The sequence below is a fragment of the Thermosynechococcus sp. FA-CM-4201 genome (assembly GCF_054689355.1).
Map to the genome: position 1 here is coordinate 2,566,630 of NZ_CP079920.1, position 22,950 is coordinate 2,589,579.

A 22,950-nucleotide genomic window follows, 5' to 3' on the forward strand; every position below is an offset into this window, starting at 1 on the left:
TCAAATGTCCTGCCAAAGGCGCGATCGCGAGGTGCCCTGCAACTGCTCATGGGTTTCTCGCAATAGTCGGGGAATCTCCAAGCCACTGGGACAGCGGGGCAAACAATCGCCACATTCAGTACAGCGGTTGGCAGGTTGACCGGGAAACCAATGCCCGGCACGACCAAACATTCCATAGCGATATTTGCCAAATTCTGTCATGTCGTAAGCGACGGCCAAGTTGTGCAGCCGCAACACTTCGGGAATGTGAATCTCCTCGGGGCAGGGCAAACAGGCATAACATTGTTGACACAAATCGGTGCCTAGGGTTGCCTGCATCACTGCTTGCAAGCGATCGCCCACAGCTTGCTCTTCAGTGCTCAGGGGTGCCACCTGATCGGCCACGGCTAGGGGAAAGGCCAACTCAGCAACAGTGGCCGGTCCAATACTCAAGGTGGTGATGGCAGGCTGACTCAGCAACCAGCGATAGCTCCAATGGAGAGGGTGAAAAGGCGCGCAGAGGTCTTGGAGCCGTTGGGAAGGCTGATAGAGTTGTCCCCCCTTATCGGCCGGAGAGATGATGAAAATGCCCATATCCCGTTCAGCGGCAGCGGCGATCGCTGGGGCATTGTGTTGCTGAAAGTAGGTGTAATGCAAATTAACAAAGTCAAATTGATTGCTGGCGATCGCCTGTAAAATCACAGACAGCGATCCATGACTGGAAAAGCCCAAAGCACCAATTACCCCCTTTGCTTGCAACTGCCGCAGCATTGCCATCCCCTCAGTGCGCAGCCATGCGAGATGCTCAGGGGTGTTGAGGCCATGGAGGGCAACACCGTCTAACCGTGAGACTTGGAGACGCTCAAGGGATTGCGCAATTTGCTGCTGGACGTGATCCGCATCTCCTTGGGGCAAGAGTTTGGTGGTGATAAAAACGGCGGGCTGACCCAATGCCTTGAGGGCACGACCAATGTAGGCTTCACTGGCACCGTAGGCAGCGGCGGTTTCAATATGGTTAATGCCGTGGGCGATCGCCCCCTCAATGACCGCCTGCATCACCTCTGGACTGCCCAAGGCACGCATGGTTCCAAGGGAAAAAACTGAGAGGTTCAGCCCCGTGCGACCAAAGCGGCGGTAGCGCATCCTAGCCTGCGGAGGAATCCTCTTCCATTCCCCGTCCCTGCTGAATAAAATCTTCGGGGCGAATCGAATCTAAAAAGCGGCGAAAGGCTTGGCGTTCTTCCTCGTCAGCATCGCGATCGACGGGAATCGAGGCATCGGCAACAACCGCTTCCATCACCCAAATCGGACAATCACAGCGCAAAGCAAGGGCAATGGCATCGCTAGGACGAGCATCAATCTCTTTACGAGTTTCTCCTTGGCGCAGTGTCAGCACCGCATAGTAGGTGTTGTCTTCGAGGGAGTGAATCACCACCCGTTCTAGGGTCATATTCCATTCGTTGAGAATGTTGACCATCAGATCATGGGTCATCGGTCGCGGTGCCCGTTGATTTTCCAAGGCCATTAAAATTGCCCGCGCCTCATTATCACCAATCCAGATGGGCAGTGCTCGCCGTCCAGCACCGTCTTTGAGCAACACAATTGGGGTGCGACGGTTAGTGGCATCGAGGGCAATCCCAGCAACGGTCATTTCAATCATGGCCACCTCAGCGAGCGCAATGGCGGTGCATTCCCTTCTATTATTAACATACAGTCCTTGTCACCAAGATGGCACACCCCCACCACTGTCAGACTCCCTATAGGGGAAGTCACGGAGGGGCAACGTGAAGGCATTCCTTGGGACTCCATGCTTTAGAAAAAGGCTGGCAGAGAACTATTCATGGGCAGTGGCAACCAGACCCTTTTTTGACGCTCGCTTCTCGGTACACTAAAGTTATCATTTTGGGTATTTAGACGGCTATGGTTGCTTCCCCGATCCCGATCTGCATTACGTTGGGTACGCGCCCGGAGGCAATCAAATTGGCACCGGTCATTCAAACCTTCCAGCGATCGCCCCTTTTTGAACCCTATGTTGTCCTCACCGGACAGCACCGCGAAATGGTGGATCAAGTGATGGCGCTGTTTGACCTGCGGGCAGATCGGGACTTGGCGATTATGCAGCCAAAGCAAACCCTGACCGAAATTACCTGCCGTGCTCTCCAAGGCCTTGAGCAACTCTATCAAGAACTCCTGCCCCGTCTTGTTTTGGTACAGGGGGATACGACAACCGCCTTTGCCGCTACCCTTGCCGCCTTTTATCAGCAGATTCCTGTCGGCCATGTGGAAGCGGGCTTGCGCACCGATGATCTCTATAACCCCTATCCAGAAGAAGCTAACCGCCGCCTGATTTCCCAATTAGCACAGTTGCATTTTGCCCCTACGGAACAAGCCGTCAAGAATCTTCAGGCCGCCGGGGTGACGGGTAGCATTCACTTGACGGGCAATACCGTGATTGATGCGCTGCTGCAAGTGGCCGATCGCCAGCCAGTGTGCCATGTCCCCGGCCTTGACTGGCAACAGTATCGGGTGCTCCTTGCCACCGTCCATCGCCGTGAAAACTGGGGTGCGCCCCTAGAAGACATTGCCAATGGCTTCCTGAAAATCTTAAACACGATTCCCGATACCGCTTTGCTCTTGCCCCTGCACCGCAATCCCACCGTGCGTGAACCCCTCAAAGCCTATTTGGGACATCATCCCCGCGTTTTTCTTACGGAGCCACTGGACTATCCTGCCCTTGTGGCAGCGATCAAGGGATCAACCCTTCTGCTTACGGATTCCGGTGGCCTACAGGAGGAAGCCCCTAGCCTCGGTAAACCAGTCCTAGTGTTGCGGGAAACCACTGAACGGCCAGAAGCGGTCACCGCTGGCACGGCTAAACTGGTGGGCACGTTTGCGGATACGATTGCAGCGGCCGCAATTGAACTGCTCACAGATCCAGTGGCCTACAATCGCATGGCGACGGCGATTAATCCCTTTGGCGATGGTCATGCGAGCGATCGCATCCTTGAGATTGTGACCCAGTTTTTTGCCCAGCAGACAAAGTAAGGAGCCACGGTCAACTGAGGATAGCAATGACAATGTTCTGGGCAGGAATTTTGGTCGCCAGTTGGCTGGGCTTGGTGCTGTTAACCGCAGAACTAATTCACGCTTGGTTTCCCAATGCCAAGGAATGGTCACGGAAAGTGGTTCACATTGGTGCGGGTCAAGTGATTCTCATTGCCTATGCCCTAGGGGTACCCACGAGTTGGGGAATTGTGGCCGCAGCGATCGCTGGCGTGGTCACACTGCTGTCGTACCGTATCCCAATTTTTCCCAGTATTAGTGGCGTGGGGCGGCAAAGCTGGGGCACCTTTTTTTATGCGGTGAGTATTGGCACATTAATGGCGCTCTTTTGGGACACACTGCCGGAATTAGCAGTGCTAGGAATTCTAGTGATGGCCTGGGGAGATGGCCTGGCTGCCCTTGTGGGGATTAACTGGGGACGCCATCCCCTGCCGCGAACCAGTAAAAGCTGGGAAGGAACCCTGACTATGTTCGGTGTGAGTACCGTGGTGGCGGCTCTATCCCTCACCCCCATTGCCGCCTTAGAGTTGCTCTGGATTGCCCCGTTGGTGGGTCTGGGTGCCACCCTTTTGGAACTGATTGCTTGGCGAGGAGTGGATAATCTCACAGTTCCCATCGGTAGCGCTTTGCTTGCCTATGGGTTACTCAATTTGAGTTGATGTTAGGAAGGGTCTTCTCAATAAACTGGCGGGCGATCGCGATCGCGTCTCCATTAATTTCATGGGCCATGGGTAGGGCATGAAAGGCTCCCTTGACTCCTGCGGCTTGCAGGGCTTGCCAACTGGCTTGGGCACTAGCAAAGGGCACCACCGGATCCGCTGTGCCATGGATCATCAACACGGGCGGTGAGGTGGCTGTCACCACTGGCGGGCGCACCAAATAGCCACTAAAGACCAATAATCCTGCCAAGGGCAACGTTAACCCCACAGCCAATGTCAGTGCTCCCCCTTGGGAAAATCCCCCTAAAATGGTGCGGCTGAGATCAATGGGTAAGCTGGCAATCCACTCTTGCAGTGCCGCTTCACTGGTGGCGAGATCCGTGGCTCGCTCATCGAGCAGTAATGAGCCACTGAGGGCATTGTGCTGATTCAGGTCATACCACATCCGCCCTTGGGGGACGTAGGGATGGGGAAAGGGGGCTTCCGCTGCATAGGTTTGGGCTTGGGGCGCCAGCAACGATCCAAGGGAAATGAGATCTGCGGCATTGGCACCCCAGCCGTGGAGCAATAGAAGGCTGTGATCTGCCGCGATCGGCGGATCGGGAAAGGTGAGAAATTGCAGCGTTGTCATGCTAAACGGGGTTGAGTTCCTTGGCCGGCGCCGCCACACTGGGATAGGTGAGGCTCGATTCAATCATCTCCCGACCCTCAGTGGACACATAGTCAAAGAAGGCCTGAGCCACGACCGACAGTTGTTTGCCCGCAGGATAGACCAGATGCCAGTGCCGCTGAATCGGGAAATGTTCGACATCGAGAATCGTCAACTGGCTGGACTCGCGATCGAGGGCTAAGCAATGATGGGACAGGACAGAAATCCCTAGGCCGCCGGCGATCGCCTGCTTAATGGACTCGTTACTTCCCAGCTCAAGGCGGATATTGATCGGCACACCGTGCTCCGCAAAGAGCTTCTCCACCGCTTGACGGGTACCCGACCCCTGCTCCCGCATGATAAAGGGTTCTCCCGCCAGTTCTTGGATCGGGATTTTACTGCGACCACTGAGGCGATGGTGACTGGGGGCAACCACCACCAAGGGATTATCCAAAAAGCGGTGGCACTCCACATCCACATTCTCCGGTGGGCAACTGGGAATATAGAGATCGTCCATATTGCCTCGAATACGCTCCACCACCTGCTCATGGTTGGTGACCGTCAGGGCGACATCAATCCCCGGATAGCGCTGGCAAAATGGCCCCAGCAGCCGCGGAATCACATATTTGGCCGTGGTAATGACACACAGCCGCAAGTGTCCCTGCTTGAGACCCTTGAGATTGGCAACGGCCATTTCAAACCGCTCAAGGCGCTCAAAGATGTCTTGGCAGGTGGCCAGCAGTTCCTTGCCGGCTTCTGTAAGATAGAGCCGCTTGCCCACTTGCTCAAAGAGGGGCATACCAACGGCACGGGTCAACTGCTTCATTTGAATCGAAACGGTGGGCTGCGTCAGAAAGAGTTCCTCGGCAGCGCGGGTAAAACTTCCGTGGCGAGCAGTGACCTCAAAAACCTTAAGCTGATGTAGGGTTGCTTGTTTCAAACCCATTCTCCTTTCGTCAGCGATAGGGCTACATAGACGAAATTCTATCAAATTTCGCGCCACGATAACGAAATGTGAAGAATCTCAAGGCAAGAATGATGATCAAAGGGCACTTAAATCAGGTAATGAGCGATCGCCTGCGGGGGGGAAAACACCTCTGGAACGAATGGCGGCGAGCTTATCCTCAGCTTACTGTAGATTTGAGTGAAATGAATCTTACGGGCATGGATCTGCGGGGCTATGACCTGCGGGGTTGTAATCTCAGCCGTGCCTGTCTGCGAGAGGTGAACCTTGCCCACGGGGATTTGCGCTTTGCTAACCTCTATGAGGCGGATCTGACAGCGGCTAACCTCGATGATGCCGATTGCCGAGGGGCGTTGTTCTTAAAAGTGGTCGGCGATCGCGCCACTGCCCAGCGGGCAAATTTTCAACTGGCTAACTTGCAGTATGCTCGATTGACCTATGCCGATTTCTCTTGGGTGACCCTAGAGCAAGCGGATTGTCGCCACAGCAATTGGTGTCAAGCAGATCTCAGCCATGCCCGCGCCGCTGCCAGTGATTTTTCCTTTGCACTGCTGATGGCAGCCAGTCTCAATGAGGCTACGCTGCGTTTTGCGCAACTGGTGCAGGCGTCCCTTGAGGGAGTTCAAGCCTATCGCTGTAACTTCTATGCCGCCAACTTAGCCTATGCGGGCCTGACGCGGGGCTATTTTTCCCATGCCCTGTTTGTGCGCGCCAACCTCAGTCATGCCATCTGTCGCTGGGCCAATTTTCGCCACGCTAATCTCCAGCAAAGCCAGTGTGAGCAAACGGATTTTCACTACAGCCTCTACGTTAGCTAGTGGTTCATCTTAAGCTTCTGACTGGAGCAGCGCCACCGCATAGGCTGCAATCCCCTCTTCGCGCCCCACTGGCCCTAGCTTTTCATTGGTGGTGGCTTTGATACTAATCTGGTCGCGATCGATTCCTAGGGTGGTTGCAAGGCGATCGCGCATCTGGTCGAGGTAAGGTTTGAGCTTCGGACGCTCCGCCACCACTACTGCATCAATGTTGCCCACTTGCCAACCCCGTTCGGCAATCAGTGCCGCCACTTTCGCCAGCAAGACTTGGCTATCTGCCCCTGCCCACTGCGGATCACTGGGGGGAAAGTAATGGCCAATATCACCAAGGCTGAGGGCCCCCAAAAGGGCATCCATAATTGCGTGAGTGAGGACATCGGCATCACTATGGCCCAAGAGTCCCAAGGTGTGTTCTAGTTTGACACCGCCTAAAATCAGAGGACGCTCGGGCACCAATTGATGGATGTCGTAGCCATTACCAATGCGGATTTTCATACTTGCTGCAGAGGACAACGAAGGGGCGATCGCCAATGCCACCGCCCTCTATTGTTGCAGAGTCTTTGACCTTGACCAACCTAGATATTCACTTCACTGAGTTGGCGGCACATATAGTCAAAGGGTTGTTCAACAATGCTGGTGTCTTCAATACCAGCAGCAGCGACGCGATCGCGCACAATCTCTTTCATGATTTGAATGCCGCGCACCGTTGGGCCAATGGGCACCCCAAGGGAGTTGTAGGTTTCCCGCAGACCTTCGAGGACGCGCTCGTTGAGGACATCCACATCCCCAGCCACAATGGCGTAGGTGGCATAGCGTAGGTAGTAGTCCATATCCCGCAGGCAGGTGGCGTAGCGGCGTGTGGTGTAGGCATTGCCGCCGGGTTGAATCAGTTCCGGCTGCTCTGTGAAGAGGGCAGAACCCGCTTCCTTCACAATGGCTGCGGCATCGGCATTGATCACTGCTGCCGCTTTAACCCGTACCGCACCGGAATTAAAGTAGGAGCGCAAACTGTCAACAGCATCGCGATCGAGGTAGCGACCGGTGGAGTCATAGTTTTTAATCAGTGTGGTGACGGCATCACGCATAGGTTTTTCTTACTCCTAGAACTGGTAAAACTAGCGTCAACCCGAACGCCAGCCGAAATTGCGCGGATCTAAAATCGTACTTAGCTTATCACGGTAGGGTTTCTCCCCCTTCGCTCCCGTTTACGGACTGTTGCGAACTATTACAAAAGTTCATAATTCTAGGGGTGCCCCACGAGGCGATCGCGCAAACGCTTAATTTGATCGCGGTAGCGGGCGGCCTCCTCAAAGGCCAATTCTTGGGCAGCCGCCTTCATTTTCGCCTCCAGGTCTTGGATCAGTTGGGGGATATCCTCTAGGCTCAGTTCCTGTAAGGTTTGGGAAGATAAGACGGGCACCGACTCGGCATTGAGGCGACGAGACACATCTAAAAAGGCCAAGATGGCATTGCTGGTTTTCTTGACAATCGGCTGGGGAGTAATGCCGTGGGCTTGGTTGTAGGCCAGTTGGATGGCGCGGCGGCGCTCCGTTTCTTGGATGGCTTTTTGCATACTGTCGGTGAGGGTGTCGGCATAGAGAATCGCCTGTCCGCGTACGTGCCGTGCAGCGCGACCAATGGTTTGAATCAGCGATCGCTCCGCCCGCAGGAAGCCCTCTTTATCCGCATCAAGGATGGCCACCAAGGACACCTCGGGTAAATCCAGTCCCTCCCGCAACAGGTTGACGCCAATCAACACATCAAAGTCCCCTTGACGTAGGGCTTCAAGAATCTCAATACGCTCAATGGCATTGATTTCTGAGTGCAGATAGCGCACTCGTACCCCCCGTTCTTGGAAGTATTCCGTGAGATCCTCGGCCATGCGTTTTGTTAGTGTTGTCACCAGTACCCGCTCTTGGCGATCGCACCGTAGGCGAATCTCCCCATAGAGATCATCTACCTGTCCTTGGGTGGGACGGACAAAAATTTCTGGATCCACGACCCCCGTCGGCCGAATAATTTGCTCGACAACTTGCCCTTCAGACACCGCCAATTCCCAATCGCCGGGGGTTGCCGAGACAAAGATACACTGCTTCACCTTTTGCCAAAATTCCTCCACCTTCAGGGGGCGATTATCCGCCGCACTGGGCAACCGAAAGCCATGATCAATCAGCACTTTTTTCCGCGCTTGGTCGCCATTAAACATCCCACGAATTTGCGGCACCGTCACATGGGACTCATCCACCACCAACAGCCAATCCTCAGGAAAGTAATCAATCAAGCACTCCGGCGGTTCCCCCGCTGCCCGGCCTGCAAGATGGCGTGAGTAGTTTTCCACACCGTTGCAGTAGCCCACCTGCCGCAGCATTTCCAAGTCATAGCGGGTACGTTGACTCAGGCGCTGTGCCTCAAGGAGTTTATTTTGGGCTTCGAGATGAGCCACTTGGGCTTGCAGTTCCGCTTCAATGGCGACACAGGCCGCTTCAAGGCGTTCGGCAGGGGTGACAAAGTGCTTTGCGGGATAGATATTCAGGCGTTCCACACTCTGCAAGGTTTCCCCCGTCAGGGGATCGACATAGCGAATCGCTTCAATTTCATCCCCAAAGAACTCGACGCGAATGATGCGATCCTCATAGGCAGGGCCAATCTCAAGCACATCCCCCTTGACGCGGAAGCGACCCCGCCCCAGTTCGACATCGTTACGAGTGTATTGAATGGTGGCCAATTGCCGCAGTAGTTGCCGCAGATCCGTTTCACTGCCCACCTCTAGGGGAATCGCTGCTTTGAGGTACTCGGCTGGAATACCCAAGCCGTAGATGCAACTAATCGAGGCAACCACAATCACATCCCGCCGTTCAAAGAGGGAACGGGTAGCGGAGTGCCGCAGCATATCAATTTCCTCGTTAATTGAGGCACTTTTTTCGATGTAGGTATCGGTAACGGGAATGTAGGCCTCGGGCTGATAGTAGTCGTAGTAGGAGATAAAGTACTCCACGGCATTTTCTGGAAAGAATGAGCGCAGTTCATTGCACAGTTGCGCCGCAAGGGTTTTGTTGTGGGCCAGGACAAGGGTCGGGCGGCCAAGGGCCTCGATAACGCGGGCGATCGTGTGGGTTTTGCCCGTGCCCGTTGCCCCTAAGAGCGTTTGGAAGCGATGTCCTGCCTGTACGCCGGCGACTAGCTTTTGAATGGCTTGGGGTTGATCCCCCGTGGGTTCAAAGGGAGCATGAATACGAAAGGGAGTGCTGGTCATTGCCCAATGTCTAAAGAATTCTTGCCTAGCTTTTAGGGTAGTCGAGGAATAGAGGAGCGAGCCACGCAACATCTTTTTCAGGAGCATTGAACAGGCTTGAAACGGTTAAAATCCCATCCCCGCGCATTTTAGAGAACAGCCGCGAGATTTGGTATTCTAAATAACAGTTTCTCGTGTATTGTAACAGTTAATTGCGCCAAATCTAAAGAATTGGTAAAAGCTTTGGCTCCCCCAAAATATCGGCAGTATCGTAGGGAAGCAAGATACCTCCTAACTGCGTCTTTGGCCCTACCCGCTTGGCGTAGGGTCTCTTTTTGCGGGAATTTCGCTAAAATCTGTGAATTCCCTACCGTAACCGCCATGGCTGGTGAAGTCGTTGAAATTCTCAGTGCCGATGATCTACGGCGCACTGTCACGCGCTTAGCCTCCCAAGTGGTGGAGAAGGCTCGCGATGCCCTCGACAAATTAGTGTTGCTGGGGATTCATACTCGTGGGGTTCCCCTTGCCAAGCTCTTGGGGCAACAAGTTGAACAACTAGAAGGGGTGAGCCTCCCCATTGGTGAGTTGGATATCACGTTTTATCGCGATGACTTGGATCGCATTGGCCCGCGCACACCGCGTCAGACCCTGATTCCCGTGGATCTCTCTGGGCGGATTGTGGTCTTGGTGGATGATGTGATCTTTAGTGGCCGCACCATTCGCTCTGCCCTCAATGCCGTCCATGATTACGGTCGCCCCAGTGCCATTTGGTTATTGGTACTCATCGATCGCGGGCACCGCGAATTGCCGATTCATCCGGACTTTACCGGTAAAGTACTGCCCACCGCTCGCGATGAAGTGGTCAAGGTACTCTTGCAGGGGATTGATCAGCGGGATGGGGTAGAGCTATGGAAACCCTATTAATCTTGGGAAAACTCAATGCCATTCATCTCAAAAAAAGAAGCATTCTTTCAAATGAAAGATACATGGCTCTTCAATGCCAATAGCCTTGATGCTGATTTATTTACGGAGCCTTTTATTGACCTGATTGTGACTTCCCCACCCTACAATGTGGGTCTTGAATATCGCTCAGTCAAAGATGATGTGCCCTACAGCGATTATCTGGAATTTAGTCGCGCTTGGCTGTCCAACTGTTTTCACTGGACAAAAACGGGCGGACGATTTTGCCTCAACATTCCCCTCGATAAAAACAAAGGGGGACAGCGCAGTGTTGGCGCGGATTTGACGGTTTTGGCTCAAGAGGTTGGCTGGAAATATCAGTCCACCATTGTCTGGAATGAGGGTAATATTTCGCGGCGGACGGCTTGGGGATCGTGGATGTCGCCCTCAGCGCCCTATGTGATTGCGCCTGTGGAGTTAATTGTGGTGCTGTACAAAGAGGAGTGGCGGCGCAAGTCCGATGAAAAGGCCGATATTACCCGGGAAGAGTTTATGGAATGGACAAACGGGCTATGGACATTTAGCGGCGAAAGCAAAAAAAAGATTGGTCACCCTGCACCGTTTCCAAGGGAACTGCCGAGACGATGTATCAAGCTCTTTAGTTTTCCGGGGGATATCGTCTTCGATCCCTTTTGTGGCAGTGGCACAACGCTGCTGGAAGCCTTTGCCAACAAACGAAAAGGCGTCGGCGTTGAAATTGATCCTCGATATGCGGAACTGGCAAAGGAGAGACTCCTGAATGAGATTACACTTTTTGATGTGATCAATCTATAGGACTTTTCGAGCTTGACAGGTTCTATTAGCCAAGCTTCTAGGTCAGTCGTGCCATTACATCTATCGCTATACCCGTTTTTCTAAGCCATCAGGGACATCAACGGAGAGGGGGGGATTCGAACCCCCGTTAGGTGTTACCCTAAACTTGATTTCGAGTCAAGCGCATTCAACCACTCTGCCACCTCTCCAAGGATCTCCAATCATAGCAAAGGTGAATGCCAAAGGCACACTTCACGATTGACTCCGTCACGCTTCGCGATCGCTCCCCCTCAAGGCAATTCTGGCGGCAAACCCCTTTAGGATAAAAGTATTCAGTCAACTTAAAACAACGACGGCATGGATATTAAACAGGGTTTTGTCGGCACCGTCGGGCAGACGCCGCTGATTCGCCTCAACTACTTTAGTGACCTCACGGGCTGTGAAATTCTCGGTAAGGCAGAGTTCCTCAACCCCGGTGGCTCTGTTAAGGATCGGGCTGCCCTCTACATTATTGAAGATGCTGAAAAAAAAGGCCTTCTCAAACCCGGCGGTACGGTGGTCGAAGGTACAGCAGGCAATACCGGCATTGGCCTAGCCCACATCTGCAATGCCAAGGGCTACAAGTGTCTGATTGTCATTCCCAATACCCAATCCCAAGAAAAAATTGACCTGTTGCGTACCCTAGGTGCCGAGGTGCGCCCCGTTCCTGCTGTGCCCTACAAAGACCCCAATAACTATGTGAAGCTCTCTGGCCGTATTGCTGCTGAGATGGAGAATGCCATCTGGGCAAACCAGTTCGATAACCTTGCCAATCGCCAAGCCCACTACGAAACCACTGGCCCTGAAATCTGGGAGCAGACCGATGGCCGCATTGATGCGTGGGTAGCAGCCACTGGCACTGGGGGTACCTATGCAGGTGTGGCTCTGTTTCTCAAGGAAAAAAATCCCGCCATTCGCACCGTAATTGCTGATCCCATGGGCAGTGCCATCTATAGCTATGCGAAAACGGGCACCCTCTGTAGTACGGGTAGTTCAATTACTGAAGGCATTGGCAATAGCCGCATTACAGCCAACTTAGCAGGCGCTCCCATTGATGATGCGATTCAAATTGAGGATCAAGAGTGCCTAGAGATCATTTATCAACTGCTGCACTACGACGGCCTCTTTATGGGTGGCTCCGTGGGCATTAATGTCGGGGCAGCGGTACGCCTCGCCAAGGAACTGGGTCCCGGTCACACGATTGTTACCGTGCTGTGTGATGGGGGTTCCCGCTATCAATCGCGGCTCTTTAACCCAGAGTGGCTGGCCAGCAAAGGGCTACGGGTGCCAGAGATTAAAAAACGTTAAGCCTTGGGAACAATGTCTAAAATAGAGGGGTCAGAAGGGGGCAAGTAGCCGCTAGGCGTGGGTGTGGACTTTTACGCGAAATATTAGCCGTGAAAAAGCAACGTTGGTTTCTCCTCTTTGCCAGCTTGGTCTGTGGGGTGGCGATCGCTCTCCATCCTGTGGCTGCACAGGCACAAAATCTCTGGCAGCGATTACTGTTGCAGGGGATTCAGGTCATCCAACTATCGAATATCTCGCCCCGCCAAGAGGTGGCCTTGGGGCAACAGATCCATGAGCAGATGCTCCGTCAAGGAATGCGCCTTGTTCGCAATCCCGCTGCCCAAAACTATGTGAATCGCATTGGTGAGCGCTTGGTGAATGTCGGCGAACGTCGAGGTGTGCCCTATCAGTTTCATATCATTCAAGACCGTCAAGTGAATGCCTATGCCACCATGGGGGGCTTTGTCTATGTCACTACCGGGCTGATGCTGCGGGCAGAAAATGAGGCAGAACTAGCCAGTGTCATTGCCCACGAAATTGGCCATATTGATCAGCGCCATGTGATTCGTCAACTGCAACAAATGGCGATCGCCCAAGGCTTAATGACGGCTGCCGGCTTGGATCGCGATCGCGGGCTACAAATGGCTATGGAACTTGCCTTTCGGCGTCCCCGCAGTCGTGAGCAGGAACTAGAAGCCGATCGCTATGGGCTAGGGCTATTGGCTCGCAGCAACTATGATCCACGGGCGATGGTGACATTTCTCCAGAAATTGCAACGGGAGGGAGGGGCACCGCCAACGATTTTGAGTACCCACCCTGCGCCTCGCGATCGCCAGTTGATTGCCGAAAATTTAATTCGCTCTGGCCTCAGCAATGAATGCGTGGTTACCCCCCAACCCCTGTGTGGCACCGATACCTTGGCCTATCAGCAACAACTGCGCTCCTTCTAATCTCCCCTAACTGGCCAACAGATTGCGCCAGCGCGCATAGCGCCCCAAGGCCGTCAGCGGAAAGTGCTGCTGGTAGTAGTGGTACTTCAAGTAAAAGTGGCAGGGAAAGCCGGTGCCGGTGAAGTAATCCTCATGCCATGTGCCATCGGCGCGCTGGGTTTGGAGCAGGTAGGCAATCCCCTTTTCAATGGCTTCTGTGGCATAGTCCCCCGTGGCATCGCCAGCGGCCAAAAGGCCAATAATTGCCCAAGCGGTTTGGGAAGCGGTGCTATCCCCTTTGCCCTTGAGGGAAGGGTCATTGTAGCTCCAGCAGGTTTCACCCCAACCACCATCAGCATTTTGACACTGCACCAGCCACTCAGCGGCACGGCGAATGCGCCAGCGATCGTAGCGAGGGGCAACAAGGGAGAGGGCCGCTAACACCCCACTGGTGCCATAGAGGTAGTTCACCCCCCAACGGCCAAACCAACAGCCTTCTGGTTCCTGCTCATTGCGCAAGTAAGCAAGGGCGCGATCGAGGGCACCACTGTCAAAGGCCAACTGACACCGTCCCACCATCTCCAGCACCCGTGCTGTGACATCAGCGGTATTCGGGTCAATCATTGCCTTGAGATCGCCGTAGGGAATAGCATTCAGCCAATCTTGGTCATTGTCCACATCAAAGGCCGCCCAGCCCCCCGGCCGACACTGCATTGAGGCAATCCAAGCGACTGCCCGTTCAATCGCTCGCCGTTTGAGGTTTTCATCGGGTAAGGTCACCGCATGAAGCGCCATCACCACCACCGCTGTATCGTCCACATCGGGGTAGAAGCGATTCTCAAATTCAAAGGCCCATCCCCCCGGCTGACCTTTTTTGTTTTTTACGTGCCAGTCCCCATAGTCAAGGATTTGCTTGGACAGCAGCCATTCGCCAGCTTTGACCAGGGCGGGATGATCGGGAGCAACACCGGAATCCACCATGGCGCGCATCACCAAGGCCGTATCCCAAACCGGGGAGACACAGGGCTGCACGCGATACTCGGTCTCGGTTTCAATGGCAAAGCGATCCACTGCTGCCATCCCCCGCTGCACAATGGGGTCATCCACAGCATAGTCAAGGGCACGCAACGCCAATAGGGAGTTGAGCATTGCCGGAATAATGCCGCCCCAGTCGCCACTGGCTTCTTGACGCTCGAGTACCCATTCTTCGGCAGCCTTTAGCCCCTGTTCTCTGAGGGGATTGATGTTCAGGGTTTCAAACAGTTTGAAGACGCGATCGAGGCCAATAAAGACATCACTCCAGTCGCCTTGGCGGGGCAGTTCCCAGACCACATTTGCCCGCCCTTCGGCATAGAGTTCATCGAGGGTAATGGGCGGATCCATCGCATAAACGGGCTTGCGATCCATAACAATCAACAGCGGCACCGTGCTGCTGCGTGCCCAACTAGACATTTCATAAATGGTGAAGGGGCTACCCTCTGGCAGGAGCATGATCCAAGGGGGCAGAGAGGGAATCCCCCGCCAGTCATAGCAGCCAATGAGGGCAAGGTGCAGTTTCGTAAAGATACGAGTTTTGCTAATGCCGCCGCGTGCAAGGATAAATTGCCGTGCCTTCACCAAGGCTGGATCCGTTGCGGGGACGCCCAAGAGCCGCAGTCCCATGTAGGCTTCCACACTGGTGCTGAGATCGCCACCATCGCCATAAAATAGCTCCCAACCGCCGTGATCTCGCTGATGGTTGCGCAAATACTGTTCCGCTTTGGCCAAGGGTAACCGCTGCTCGGTGCCCCAGATTTTGTGGAGCAGGATCACCTCTGCGGTCATGGTCACATTGGACTCTAATTCCGCCCACCAGTAGCCCTCGGCATATTGCTGTGAAAAGAGAAAGTCTTGGCTGGCGCGAATCGCCTGTTGGAGTTGCTTTGGGTCAATGGCAGCGGCAATTTGAGTTTGCATGATTCCTCGGCTGTTAGACTCTTGGTTAGTTTAGCGGGGGCGATCGCTCCCTCGCAAGCGGCACAGACTTGGGTTAGGATCAAGGCTATGTCTCTCCGTCAACACCAGCATCCCCTAATTCAGCGCCTCGCCGATCGCATTGAGCAGATTTGGCAGAGCACTTTGCCCTTAGCCCCTTACACCCTGCCTGAGGATCTCGGTTATGTCGAGGGCAAACTAGAAGGGGAGCGGCTAACGATTGAGAACCACTGCTACCAAGCGCCGCCCTTTCGCAAACTCCACCTTGAGCTGGCACGGGTGGGGGAAAGCCTTGATATTTTGCACTGTGTCATGTTTCCAGAGCCGCGCTACGATCTGCCGATGTTTGGCTGTGACCTCGTGGGTGGCCGAGGGCAAATTAGTGCCGCGATTGTGGATCTCTCGCCGGTGACGGGTCAGTTGCCCGCTGCCTATACATCGGCCTTAAATGCTTTGCCGAAAGTCAGCTTTAGTCAACCCCGTGAGCTGCCCCCTTGGGGACATATCTTCTCGCCCTTTTGCATTTTTATTCGGCCACAGGGAGACACTGAAGAGCAGCAATTTCTTGATCGCATTGGTGAGTACCTCACGCTCCACTGTCAACTTAGCCAACAAGCTGTGCCCACGGATCACCCGGAAGCGGTTATGGCCGGGCAACGGCAGTACTGCCATCAGCAACAGCAGAACGATAAAACCCGCCGTGTTCTGGAAAAAGCCTTTGGCAGCGCTTGGGCAGAACGCTATATGACCACTATTCTCTTTGACTTGCCCCCTGCTGCCTAGACCCCCTCGAGGACTCTTTCGGCAATGAACCGCATCAGCCAGTGAACCAGTCAGATTAAAAGAATAAGGAAACATTGGAATGGTGACTCGTCAGTTAGTGATCAATACCTTAGAAAACCATCGAGAATCCCTTAAAAAATTCGCAGTAAAGACCCTGCTGCTGTTTGGTTCAGTGGCACGGGATGAAGCTCACCCTGAAAGTGATGTTGATTTGTTAGTAGAGTTTGAAAGGCCTGTTGGATTATTTACTTTCATTGAGCTAAAAGAATATCTGGAGGAAATCTTAAACTGTTCTGTTGATTTGGGAACACCCCAATCTTTACGTTCAAGACTTAGGAAGGAGGTATTAAAGGAGGCTATTCGTGCCTTCTAGGGAGCTACGAGAACGCCTACAGGACATTGTGGATGAGATTGATGAAATTCAAGTGATGGTTGCTGATCTTAAATTTGAGGAGTTTTGCCAAGATCGGCGTACTGTAAAAGCAGTCCTCTATAGTTTAGCTGTCATTGGGGAAGCTGCTGCCAGTTTATTACCAGAGGCTGCTGAGCTATATCCGCAAATTCCGTGGCGACAAATGCGAGGCATGCGAAACATTACAATACATGAGTATTTTCAAGTCGATCTATCCATTGTTTGGGAAACAGTGCAGTCTGATTTACCGGCTTTGTATAGTAGCTTGAAGGAATTGATAGGGCGCTGATCCAATCTGACAATGTGGCACTGGCAAACCACTGACCTCGGGCGCTTTCTCACCTGCGATCTTTTGCAGGGGTTTTCCCATGGTTTCTTTACTCGCGATTGGCAAGGACAAGACCTGAGCACCCTCACCGCAGCCCTAGGCACGACAGCAACACCGCTGCGGACACAACAGGTGCACGGCGATCGCGTTGCTTTGGCAGCAGACGTTTTGGCCAATGATGAACGATTAGAGGCGGATGCCCTTGTGGCCACAGGGCCTGATCAAGCCCTCTGGGTATGTAGTGCTGACTGTGTCCCCTTGCTAATTGCCGATGTCGCCAGTGGCCGGGTTGCGGCGATTCATGCGGGGTGGCGGGGGACAGCGATCCAAATCTCTAAGGCCACGCTCCAGCAGATGCAAGCATGCGGCAGTGATCTTGCCAATTTACGGATTGCCATGGGGCCTGCGATTCGCGGTGAGGTCTATCAAGTGGGGCTGAATGTTGCCCGTGCCTTGGCGCAAACCCTTCTTGAGGGGATGACGGAAACCACTGACCGCGATGATCTTTACCAGCGTCTTGCTGCCCTAGACCCAGAGATGATCTTTCTTGATCCAGACCCTGAGCGACTGCGGGTGGACGTGGCACGGGTGAATCGTTTGCAATTGCTGCAATTGGGGCTAAGGGACGAGCAAATTGCCCTGTGTCCCCACTGTACGTTTCGCGATGCTGAGTGCTTTTTCTCCTATCGCCGTGAACACCTCAAGCAGGTGCAGTGGTCGGGCATTGTTAGTCGGTGAGTATGATTGGCATTGCCACGGGAGAATCCATTGCCCGTGCTTGGGGCGATCGCCACTGCCAGCACCCCGACTTTCCTGCCCTAGTCTGTGTTCTTGGCTTTACGGAAACGGCATGCATTCCCGGAATCTCGGCGGCGGGTCAAACCCCCAGCGATCGCCGAACCACAGCCCTAGCCGATGGCGAGTTCCTGCTGCGAGGCATTCAACCCCACTACCACTATCCCCTGCCACCCCTGACGGCGGGTGCTTCCCCTGCTCTGATTAGTCGTGCCCTCATTGAGGCTTTGGCGTTGCCCCTCTACGTTTTTGATGCCGGTTTACCTCTGCCGCGTCTGCCCGAGATGATTGATTTGGGGGGTACACCGGCTCGCTGCCTAACGACGGGTCAAGCGATGACAGCCCAAACCGTAGCGCACCTCTGGGAACAGGGATGGTCTTGGGGAGCCAAGCTCAGCAGCCAATATCCGTGGCTGATCATTGCTGAATGTGTTGTGGGCGGCACAACCACTGCCCTGGCTCTCTGTGAAAGTTTGGGGATTGTCGCTCGCGATTGTGTAGGCAGTAGCCATCGCCAGAGTAACCATGCACAAAAGTGGCAACTCGTTCAACAAGGGCTTGCCCATCTCCCTGCCGATGCGGATCCTTTCACTTGTGTAGCGGCAATTGGCGATCCGATGCAGGTGGTGGTTGCCGCTATGGCCCTGCGGGCAAGTCAAACCGGTGGTGTGTTGTTGGCGGGGGGGTCACAAATGATAGCGGTTTATGCCTTTGCGCGGGCGATCGCCCAGTGGCGTCAGCTTCCTTGGTGTCCCGAACAAATCGTGGTGGGCACAACCCGTTGGCTGCTTGAAGATCAAACGGCTCAGATTCACCGCTTGGCAGAGCGTGTGCCGTGTCCACTGATTTACACGCAACTGGATTTCAGCACATCCCGTCATTCTGCCCTGCGGGCCTATGAACAGGGGTTTGTCAAGGAAGGAGTTGGTGCCGGTGGCTGTGCGATTGCGGCTCATCTGCTGGCGGGCTGGAGCAATTCAGACATGGTGCATATTATCGACAGGTTGGGCGATCGCTGGGCGAAGGGGATGTGATCTTCTTCATTGGGGAAAAGGGCGAATTTACTGGGGATTGAGCCACTCGATACTGCCCGGAAGCTGTCTTAGAATATCGGTTTCAACCAAGATGAGGCGATCGCTCCGCCCTGAGCGACCGTACACAGGATATTTGCCTTGATGTTTTTTTAGGGCATCTGTAGGTTGGGTCACTTGAACGGCGGGATCGACATTCTTTTGCACGAACGCTATCAGTGCTGCGCGCTGCACCAAAATAAATGAGTTCAACGTTTGAAAGGCAATATAGTCTGAGTAACCGCCAAACAACCAACCTTGATCACGGACCCCCTGCAACTCTATCCAAGTGTATTGATCTTGGGGCTGCGGGTCTTGCCGTTGAATCTTCTTGACTGCCTTGATGTCCACTTTCAGGGACGCATTCCCCTTGGTCAAGAAATAGTCCCAGTGCTCATGGATATCAGCAGCTTCGCTCGCGGGGTGAACTTGAAATCCCTGCTTGCGGGCCAGCTCTAAGAAGGCGTCCTCTGCCTTGAGACCACGTTTGAGATTTTCGCCGTGACGGTCATACTGGTTGGGTTTCATGGCTCAGGTTCCGCTCGGCCATCTGCTCTCGGCGGTTCACTCATCGCCAACTGACAGGCGGCAAGACTGGCACTGCTGTACATCTGCTCTAGGGTGGCCATTAACTGCGCCACTTCACTGGGAACCTCATGGGGAAAGGGGGGTAACACTGAAAGCACCGCATGGGGTTGACCACTGGGGACAAGCACCACTAACTCTGGCGGTAGGGGCTGACGATATTGGCAAAAGGGAGCATCGGTTTTCGGCGGCTCATAGAGGGGTGGGGGGGTGGGCACCATAGAGGGGGTAGTCGCCGTTGCCCGATAGTGGCGCAGGCGTTGGAGAATCTCATCTTTGGTTTTGCCCCGCAATTGAAAGAGTAAAAAGGGGTCTTCGTTGAAGTATTGCCCCAGCAAGTAATAGACTGCGCCAATATGTTTGCAGGGATTCACCGGGTCAGGGCAATTGCAGCGGCTATGGATATCGAACTTGGTAAAGGGAAATAAACTCAGTCCAGCTTGGGTAAAGACTTCTTCAATACTGGGGGGCAGTTCACCCGCTAGGAGCTTCGCGGCATAGAAGGCTTTTTGTGCCATGCCATCAATGGCATATTGCCACTGCTCTTCACTAAAGGCATCCAAATGCAGTTTGACCTGATAGGGTTCGGGAGCCGTGCCTTGAACTTGGGCATGGACTTGGTTGCCCTTGAATTCCAGGGTGAGAACTCGTCCTTCACGGACATAATTGCGTGCCCGCTCTAGGCGGCGGCGCCAGCCAAAGGACTCTAGCACACCAATCCAGCGTTCACTCCACCAATGTTGGCGCCCTTGAGCACTGTCGCGATCGCCCGCTGCGACCTCAACGACGGGTTCAGAGGCTACCGTTGTCGCCGTAACATCAGGGGTGGCGGGAGAGGACTGCTGCTTTTGCTTTTGTTTAAGACTGGCCGCTTTGCGGGTAATTTTGAGAATCTGAGGCTGTTTCATGGGCATATCCCACGGCTATTCTTTCTATCATAGGTTGCTGGCCTAGAGGATGAGGTCAATTTCCCAGGTGGTAATGTCCCACGTTTGGATCACGTACTTGTCTTGGTAGTGGCGAATCAACCAAAGGTGGCGATCGCCCGTAAAGCCGAGGCCATCAATCGCCTGTTCACTTTCAGCCGTGCCGACAATTTCACCACTGTGGGTCACTAAATTCAAACTATGGCGACCCGCCACCACATAGCCCCAAGGCGTCGCACAGAGAAATTGGGGACGAAACCGCAGCCCCAAGCGTTGAATCCGCCAAGGCCGCAAATGCAGGAGCATCAATAGAGGTTGCTGTGGATGATCTTCAAATGCCGCTAGTTGCCATGGCTGGTGGTGGGCCGGGGTAAACAATGTCAGGTGGGCAGGCAGTTGGGTGGATAGCCGCCAGTGTCCTCGGCGGTCAAAGAGTTGAAAATGGGTGGTGGCATGTTCCGTCTCAGGATGTTGCGATCGACCAATCACCACGCCATAGCGACGATTGAGGAGAAGGGTATCCACAAACGTCTGTCCCTGCCATCCACAACGGAGAGTCCGCTGCCCTTGACCATTGATCAGTTGAACATGAAGCTGTAATTCCGCTGCTGCACTATCAATCTGGGTTTCTGCACACCAATAACCAGTGGTGTCAATGGCTAAGCGGTTCAGAGTAGAGCGAAGATGACAGTCTAGGGGGATAAGCTGGTCATGGATGCAGAAAAGCTGCGGCGGCAGCACATTGATTCGCAGCCAAGCACTGACTTCACCGCCATAGAGTTGAATGGGCAGCGGTGGTAGCGGCCATTGACCCATCGCTTCGGGAACAGTCTCCCCAGCTTGCCAAGCCCAGAGGCGATCGCCCACCACCCCATAGAACTTTGTGGCTGTACTGGCAACCTGTTGGGGCAGTATCGCTAAAGAATAGCCTTGAGGTTCCCCCAGCCAAACCGCCGCCGGTGACCTCGAAAACAGTAGCGGCTGCTCGTGACGCTCTGCTTCGATCACCTCTAGGGCTAGTTGCACCGCCATCGTCATTTCCGCTGCACTTTTATAGCGGCGCTGCGGGAGTTTATCCAACGCTTTAGCAATAATGCTCCGCACCAGAAAGGGCAGTCCCTCAGGCAGGGTATAGGGTCGGCTGAGGTGGGCAGCCATGAGTTCAGCAGGTGTGCCGTGGAAGGGGCGATCGCCAACGATCATCTCGTACATCAGAATCCCCACTGCATAGAGATCCGAAGCGGGCATCGTCTGACCATAGAAACGCTCCGGCGCCATATAGGCAGGGGATCCCGTTTGACCGCTGCCCTTGACATCCTCAATGAGGCGTGCGACACCAAAATCGGACACCTTTGCCTGCCAGCCCGTAGCAGTCACCTCCAGCAGGATATTTTCCGGTTTGAGATCGCAGTGGAGAATGCCGCGATGATGGGCATAGGCCAAGGCTGCCAGCACATCCAATATGAGGCGCAAAGCAGTGGTCAGGGGTAAGGCCTGTTCTTGCTCTAGGAGCGATCGCAATGTCCCCCCGGCACAATAGTCCATTACCAAACTGCGGCTCACTTGGGGGCTATGGTGCACGCGAATATAGTCAATCGCCTGACAGCCCACCACATGGGGATGCTGAAGCGTCAGGAGAAAATTCAATTCCCGCAAAAAGCCACGGGTCAGCAATTGCCGCTCGTTGAGCACCTTAATTGCCACAAGGTCACCCGACTCGCGATTGACCGCCAGATAAACTTGTCCGTACTGGCCTTGACCGGCTAGATCCACCAGTCGGTAACGGGAGGTTTGGGCAGCACGAGCCGTGGCCAACAATGAGCCTCAACCATCAACGAAAAACATTTCTCAGAATGATTCGGGATCTCGCCCCTGTCAATGCAGAGTCAGCAGCAAAATGAATTGTCCCCTAGGAGAAGAGGATTTCTAAGGGCACCTCTTTATTGTCCTGTTCAATACTCCCCACTTCATGGATACGCTTGGCCAGATCCCGTGCCCGCTGATAACTGCTAATGTCCCCTTGTTCAAAGAACAGCCTCGCCGCTGTGCGCAAATCCTCTACTGCTCCCTTGCGATCGCCAAGGGTGGAGCGGGCAACACCGCGATTGTGGTAGGCCTTAGCATAGTTCTCATTAATGCGAATGGCTTCGGAGTAGTCGAGAATCGCCGCTTCGGCATCCCCTAGACGCTGATGGGTCAGACCGCGATTGTAGTAGGCCTTGGCATGGCTGGGATCCACTTGGATCACTTGGGTATTTTTCTCGATTTCCCGCAAGCAATCCAGCACTTCTTCAATTTGTTTTTGCTCGGTGTCAAGAATGCGGGTGTAGTCGTGGAGATCCCGTGCCCCTTGGTTGAGTTGCATGACCTGTTTCTGCACATCCTCAAGGCGATCGCGCACCTGACTCAGGGCAAGGGTAAGGCTGCCCAACTCTGACTGCTGCTGCCCTTGGGAGGCCACTAGTTCAGCAATTTTGGTCTCCTGTTGCTGCACAAAGGCTTGGAACTGGTCATCTAGTTTTTTACGGCTCACTAAGTTTAAGCCCACCGCCAACGAAAGGGGCAAAGGGGCGATCGCTGTCAAAATGGCCTGTTGGGTCGCAGCCGCCGCCACTGACAACACAACCGTTAACCCTGTTGCGCCCCATTCTAGGGGTGCTAGCCCCCTGCGAGATGGCGTGTCATGGGAATTCAAACTACGGTCTTCCATAAATGGTGCCTCCCTGAGGATGAAAATGAAATGGTTGG

The 22,950-nt window shown here is 54.1% G+C and carries 24 protein-coding genes and 1 tRNA gene; 12 read left to right on the forward strand and 13 right to left on the reverse strand.

Translation table 11 applies throughout. The annotated features are described in order from the left end of the window. Nucleotides 1-1,122 (reverse strand): aldo/keto reductase, encoded by a 1,122-nt coding sequence (locus tag KV190_RS12540; RefSeq protein ID WP_460193720.1) that lies wholly within the window; start codon nt 1,120-1,122, stop codon nt 1-3. Between the two features lies 1 nt (nt 1,123). Beyond that, nucleotides 1,124-1,639, reverse strand: a complete 516-nt coding sequence (locus tag KV190_RS12545; protein WP_206201676.1) for a bifunctional nuclease family protein — start codon at nt 1,637-1,639, stop codon at nt 1,124-1,126. Between the two features lie 260 nt (nt 1,640-1,899). Here KV190_RS12545 and wecB point away from each other — a divergent pair, with 260 nt between their 5' ends. After that, nucleotides 1,900-3,024, forward strand: coding sequence for a non-hydrolyzing UDP-N-acetylglucosamine 2-epimerase (gene wecB / locus KV190_RS12550; protein WP_460193721.1), 1,125 nt, complete (start codon nt 1,900-1,902; stop codon nt 3,022-3,024). Between the two features lie 26 nt (nt 3,025-3,050). Next, nucleotides 3,051-3,701 carry a diacylglycerol/polyprenol kinase family protein gene (locus tag KV190_RS12555; protein WP_460193722.1) on the forward strand — a complete coding sequence of 217 codons (651 nt, stop codon included), beginning with the start codon at nt 3,051-3,053 and terminating at the stop codon, nt 3,699-3,701. Here the strand turns inward: KV190_RS12555 and KV190_RS12560 are convergent. Continuing rightward, nucleotides 3,688-4,332, reverse strand: coding sequence for an alpha/beta hydrolase (locus tag KV190_RS12560; protein ID WP_460193724.1), 645 nt, complete (start codon nt 4,330-4,332; stop codon nt 3,688-3,690). The genes KV190_RS12555 and KV190_RS12560 overlap by 14 nt on opposite strands. 1 nt (nt 4,333) lies before the next feature. Next, complete coding sequence (locus KV190_RS12565; protein ID WP_190278237.1) at nt 4,334-5,290, reverse strand: LysR family transcriptional regulator; 957 nt, start codon at nt 5,288-5,290, stop codon at nt 4,334-4,336. Between the two features lie 95 nt (nt 5,291-5,385). Between KV190_RS12565 and KV190_RS12570 the strand changes: the two genes are divergently transcribed. Beyond that, complete coding sequence (locus tag KV190_RS12570) at nt 5,386-6,132, forward strand: pentapeptide repeat-containing protein (protein WP_460193726.1); 747 nt, start codon at nt 5,386-5,388, stop codon at nt 6,130-6,132. Nucleotides 6,133-6,141: 9 nt separating this feature from the next. Here the strand turns inward: KV190_RS12570 and ispF are convergent, their stop codons facing one another. The 3 genes from ispF to uvrB form a co-directional block, all read right to left on the reverse strand. Further along, the gene (gene ispF, locus KV190_RS12575; RefSeq protein WP_460195288.1) at nt 6,142-6,624 is read right to left on the reverse strand and encodes a 2-C-methyl-D-erythritol 2,4-cyclodiphosphate synthase; all 483 of its coding nucleotides are present in this window, start codon (nt 6,622-6,624) and stop codon (nt 6,142-6,144) included. Nucleotides 6,625-6,704: 80 nt separating this feature from the next. Then, on the reverse strand, nt 6,705-7,214 hold the full coding sequence (gene apcB, locus KV190_RS12580; protein ID WP_181494530.1) for an allophycocyanin subunit beta: 510 nt from the start codon (nt 7,212-7,214) through the stop codon (nt 6,705-6,707). Nucleotides 7,215-7,372: 158 nt separating this feature from the next. After that, nucleotides 7,373-9,382, reverse strand: coding sequence for an excinuclease ABC subunit UvrB (uvrB, locus tag KV190_RS12585; protein WP_460193727.1), 2,010 nt, complete (start codon nt 9,380-9,382; stop codon nt 7,373-7,375). A gap of 360 nt (nt 9,383-9,742) precedes the next feature. Here uvrB and pyrR point away from each other — a divergent pair, with 360 nt between their 5' ends. Then, nucleotides 9,743-10,285 (forward strand): bifunctional pyr operon transcriptional regulator/uracil phosphoribosyltransferase PyrR, encoded by a 543-nt coding sequence (gene pyrR / locus KV190_RS12590; RefSeq protein ID WP_460193728.1) that lies wholly within the window; start codon nt 9,743-9,745, stop codon nt 10,283-10,285. 51 nt (nt 10,286-10,336) lie between these two features. Continuing rightward, nucleotides 10,337-11,095 carry a DNA-methyltransferase gene (locus KV190_RS12595; RefSeq protein ID WP_460193730.1) on the forward strand — a complete coding sequence of 253 codons (759 nt, stop codon included), beginning with the start codon at nt 10,337-10,339 and terminating at the stop codon, nt 11,093-11,095. Between the two features lie 101 nt (nt 11,096-11,196). On the opposite strand, the gene KV190_RS12600 is transcribed toward KV190_RS12595, so the two are convergent. Then, nucleotides 11,197-11,283: transfer RNA gene (locus KV190_RS12600), tRNA-Ser, on the reverse strand. Between the two features lie 148 nt (nt 11,284-11,431). Between KV190_RS12600 and KV190_RS12605 the strand changes: the two genes are divergently transcribed. Together KV190_RS12605 and KV190_RS12610 are read left to right on the forward strand one after the other, a co-directional pair. Next, nucleotides 11,432-12,421: a cysteine synthase A gene (locus KV190_RS12605; RefSeq protein ID WP_460193731.1), complete on the forward strand. Its 990-nt coding sequence runs from the start codon at nt 11,432-11,434 to the stop codon at nt 12,419-12,421. An 89-nt stretch (nt 12,422-12,510) separates the two neighbouring features. Next, nucleotides 12,511-13,350: a M48 family metallopeptidase gene (locus tag KV190_RS12610; RefSeq protein ID WP_460193732.1), complete on the forward strand. Its 840-nt coding sequence runs from the start codon at nt 12,511-12,513 to the stop codon at nt 13,348-13,350. Nucleotides 13,351-13,356: 6 nt separating this feature from the next. On the opposite strand, the gene shc is transcribed toward KV190_RS12610, so the two are convergent. Next, nucleotides 13,357-15,285, reverse strand: coding sequence for a squalene--hopene cyclase (gene shc, locus KV190_RS12615; RefSeq protein ID WP_460193734.1), 1,929 nt, complete (start codon nt 15,283-15,285; stop codon nt 13,357-13,359). Between the two features lie 87 nt (nt 15,286-15,372). Between shc and KV190_RS12620 the strand changes: the two genes are divergently transcribed. The 5 genes from KV190_RS12620 to cobT all read left to right on the forward strand — a co-directional run bounded on the left by KV190_RS12620 (nt 15,373) and on the right by cobT (nt 18,655). Further along, a complete protein-coding gene (locus tag KV190_RS12620) occupies nt 15,373-16,086 on the forward strand; it encodes a phycocyanobilin:ferredoxin oxidoreductase (RefSeq protein ID WP_460193735.1) in 714 nt (237 codons plus the stop codon). Between the two features lie 79 nt (nt 16,087-16,165). Beyond that, entirely contained in the window at nt 16,166-16,459 is a 294-nt protein-coding gene (locus KV190_RS12625; RefSeq protein ID WP_460193736.1) for a nucleotidyltransferase family protein, read from the forward strand. A 28-nt stretch (nt 16,460-16,487) separates the two neighbouring features. Continuing rightward, nucleotides 16,488-16,787 (forward strand): HepT-like ribonuclease domain-containing protein, encoded by a 300-nt coding sequence (locus KV190_RS12630; RefSeq protein ID WP_460193738.1) that lies wholly within the window; start codon nt 16,488-16,490, stop codon nt 16,785-16,787. Nucleotides 16,788-16,799: 12 nt separating this feature from the next. Then, nucleotides 16,800-17,564, forward strand: coding sequence for a peptidoglycan editing factor PgeF (gene pgeF, locus KV190_RS12635; protein ID WP_460193739.1), 765 nt, complete (start codon nt 16,800-16,802; stop codon nt 17,562-17,564). Between the two features lie 2 nt (nt 17,565-17,566). After that, nucleotides 17,567-18,655 carry a nicotinate mononucleotide-dependent phosphoribosyltransferase CobT gene (cobT, locus tag KV190_RS12640; protein WP_460193740.1) on the forward strand — a complete coding sequence of 363 codons (1,089 nt, stop codon included), beginning with the start codon at nt 17,567-17,569 and terminating at the stop codon, nt 18,653-18,655. Between the two features lie 27 nt (nt 18,656-18,682). On the opposite strand, the gene KV190_RS12645 is transcribed toward cobT, so the two are convergent. From KV190_RS12645 to KV190_RS12660, 4 genes are all read right to left on the reverse strand, one after another. After that, nucleotides 18,683-19,219, reverse strand: coding sequence for a hypothetical protein (locus KV190_RS12645; RefSeq protein WP_460193741.1), 537 nt, complete (start codon nt 19,217-19,219; stop codon nt 18,683-18,685). Beyond that, nucleotides 19,216-20,184, reverse strand: a complete 969-nt coding sequence (locus KV190_RS12650; RefSeq protein WP_460193743.1) for an SWIM zinc finger family protein — start codon at nt 20,182-20,184, stop codon at nt 19,216-19,218. Before KV190_RS12650 ends, KV190_RS12645 begins: the two co-directional genes overlap by 4 nt. A gap of 42 nt (nt 20,185-20,226) precedes the next feature. Next, nucleotides 20,227-22,017: a serine/threonine-protein kinase gene (locus KV190_RS12655; protein ID WP_460193744.1), complete on the reverse strand. Its 1,791-nt coding sequence runs from the start codon at nt 22,015-22,017 to the stop codon at nt 20,227-20,229. Between the two features lie 94 nt (nt 22,018-22,111). After that, nucleotides 22,112-22,912: a tetratricopeptide repeat protein gene (locus tag KV190_RS12660; RefSeq protein ID WP_460193746.1), complete on the reverse strand. Its 801-nt coding sequence runs from the start codon at nt 22,910-22,912 to the stop codon at nt 22,112-22,114. Between the last annotated feature and the right edge of the window lie 38 nt (nt 22,913-22,950).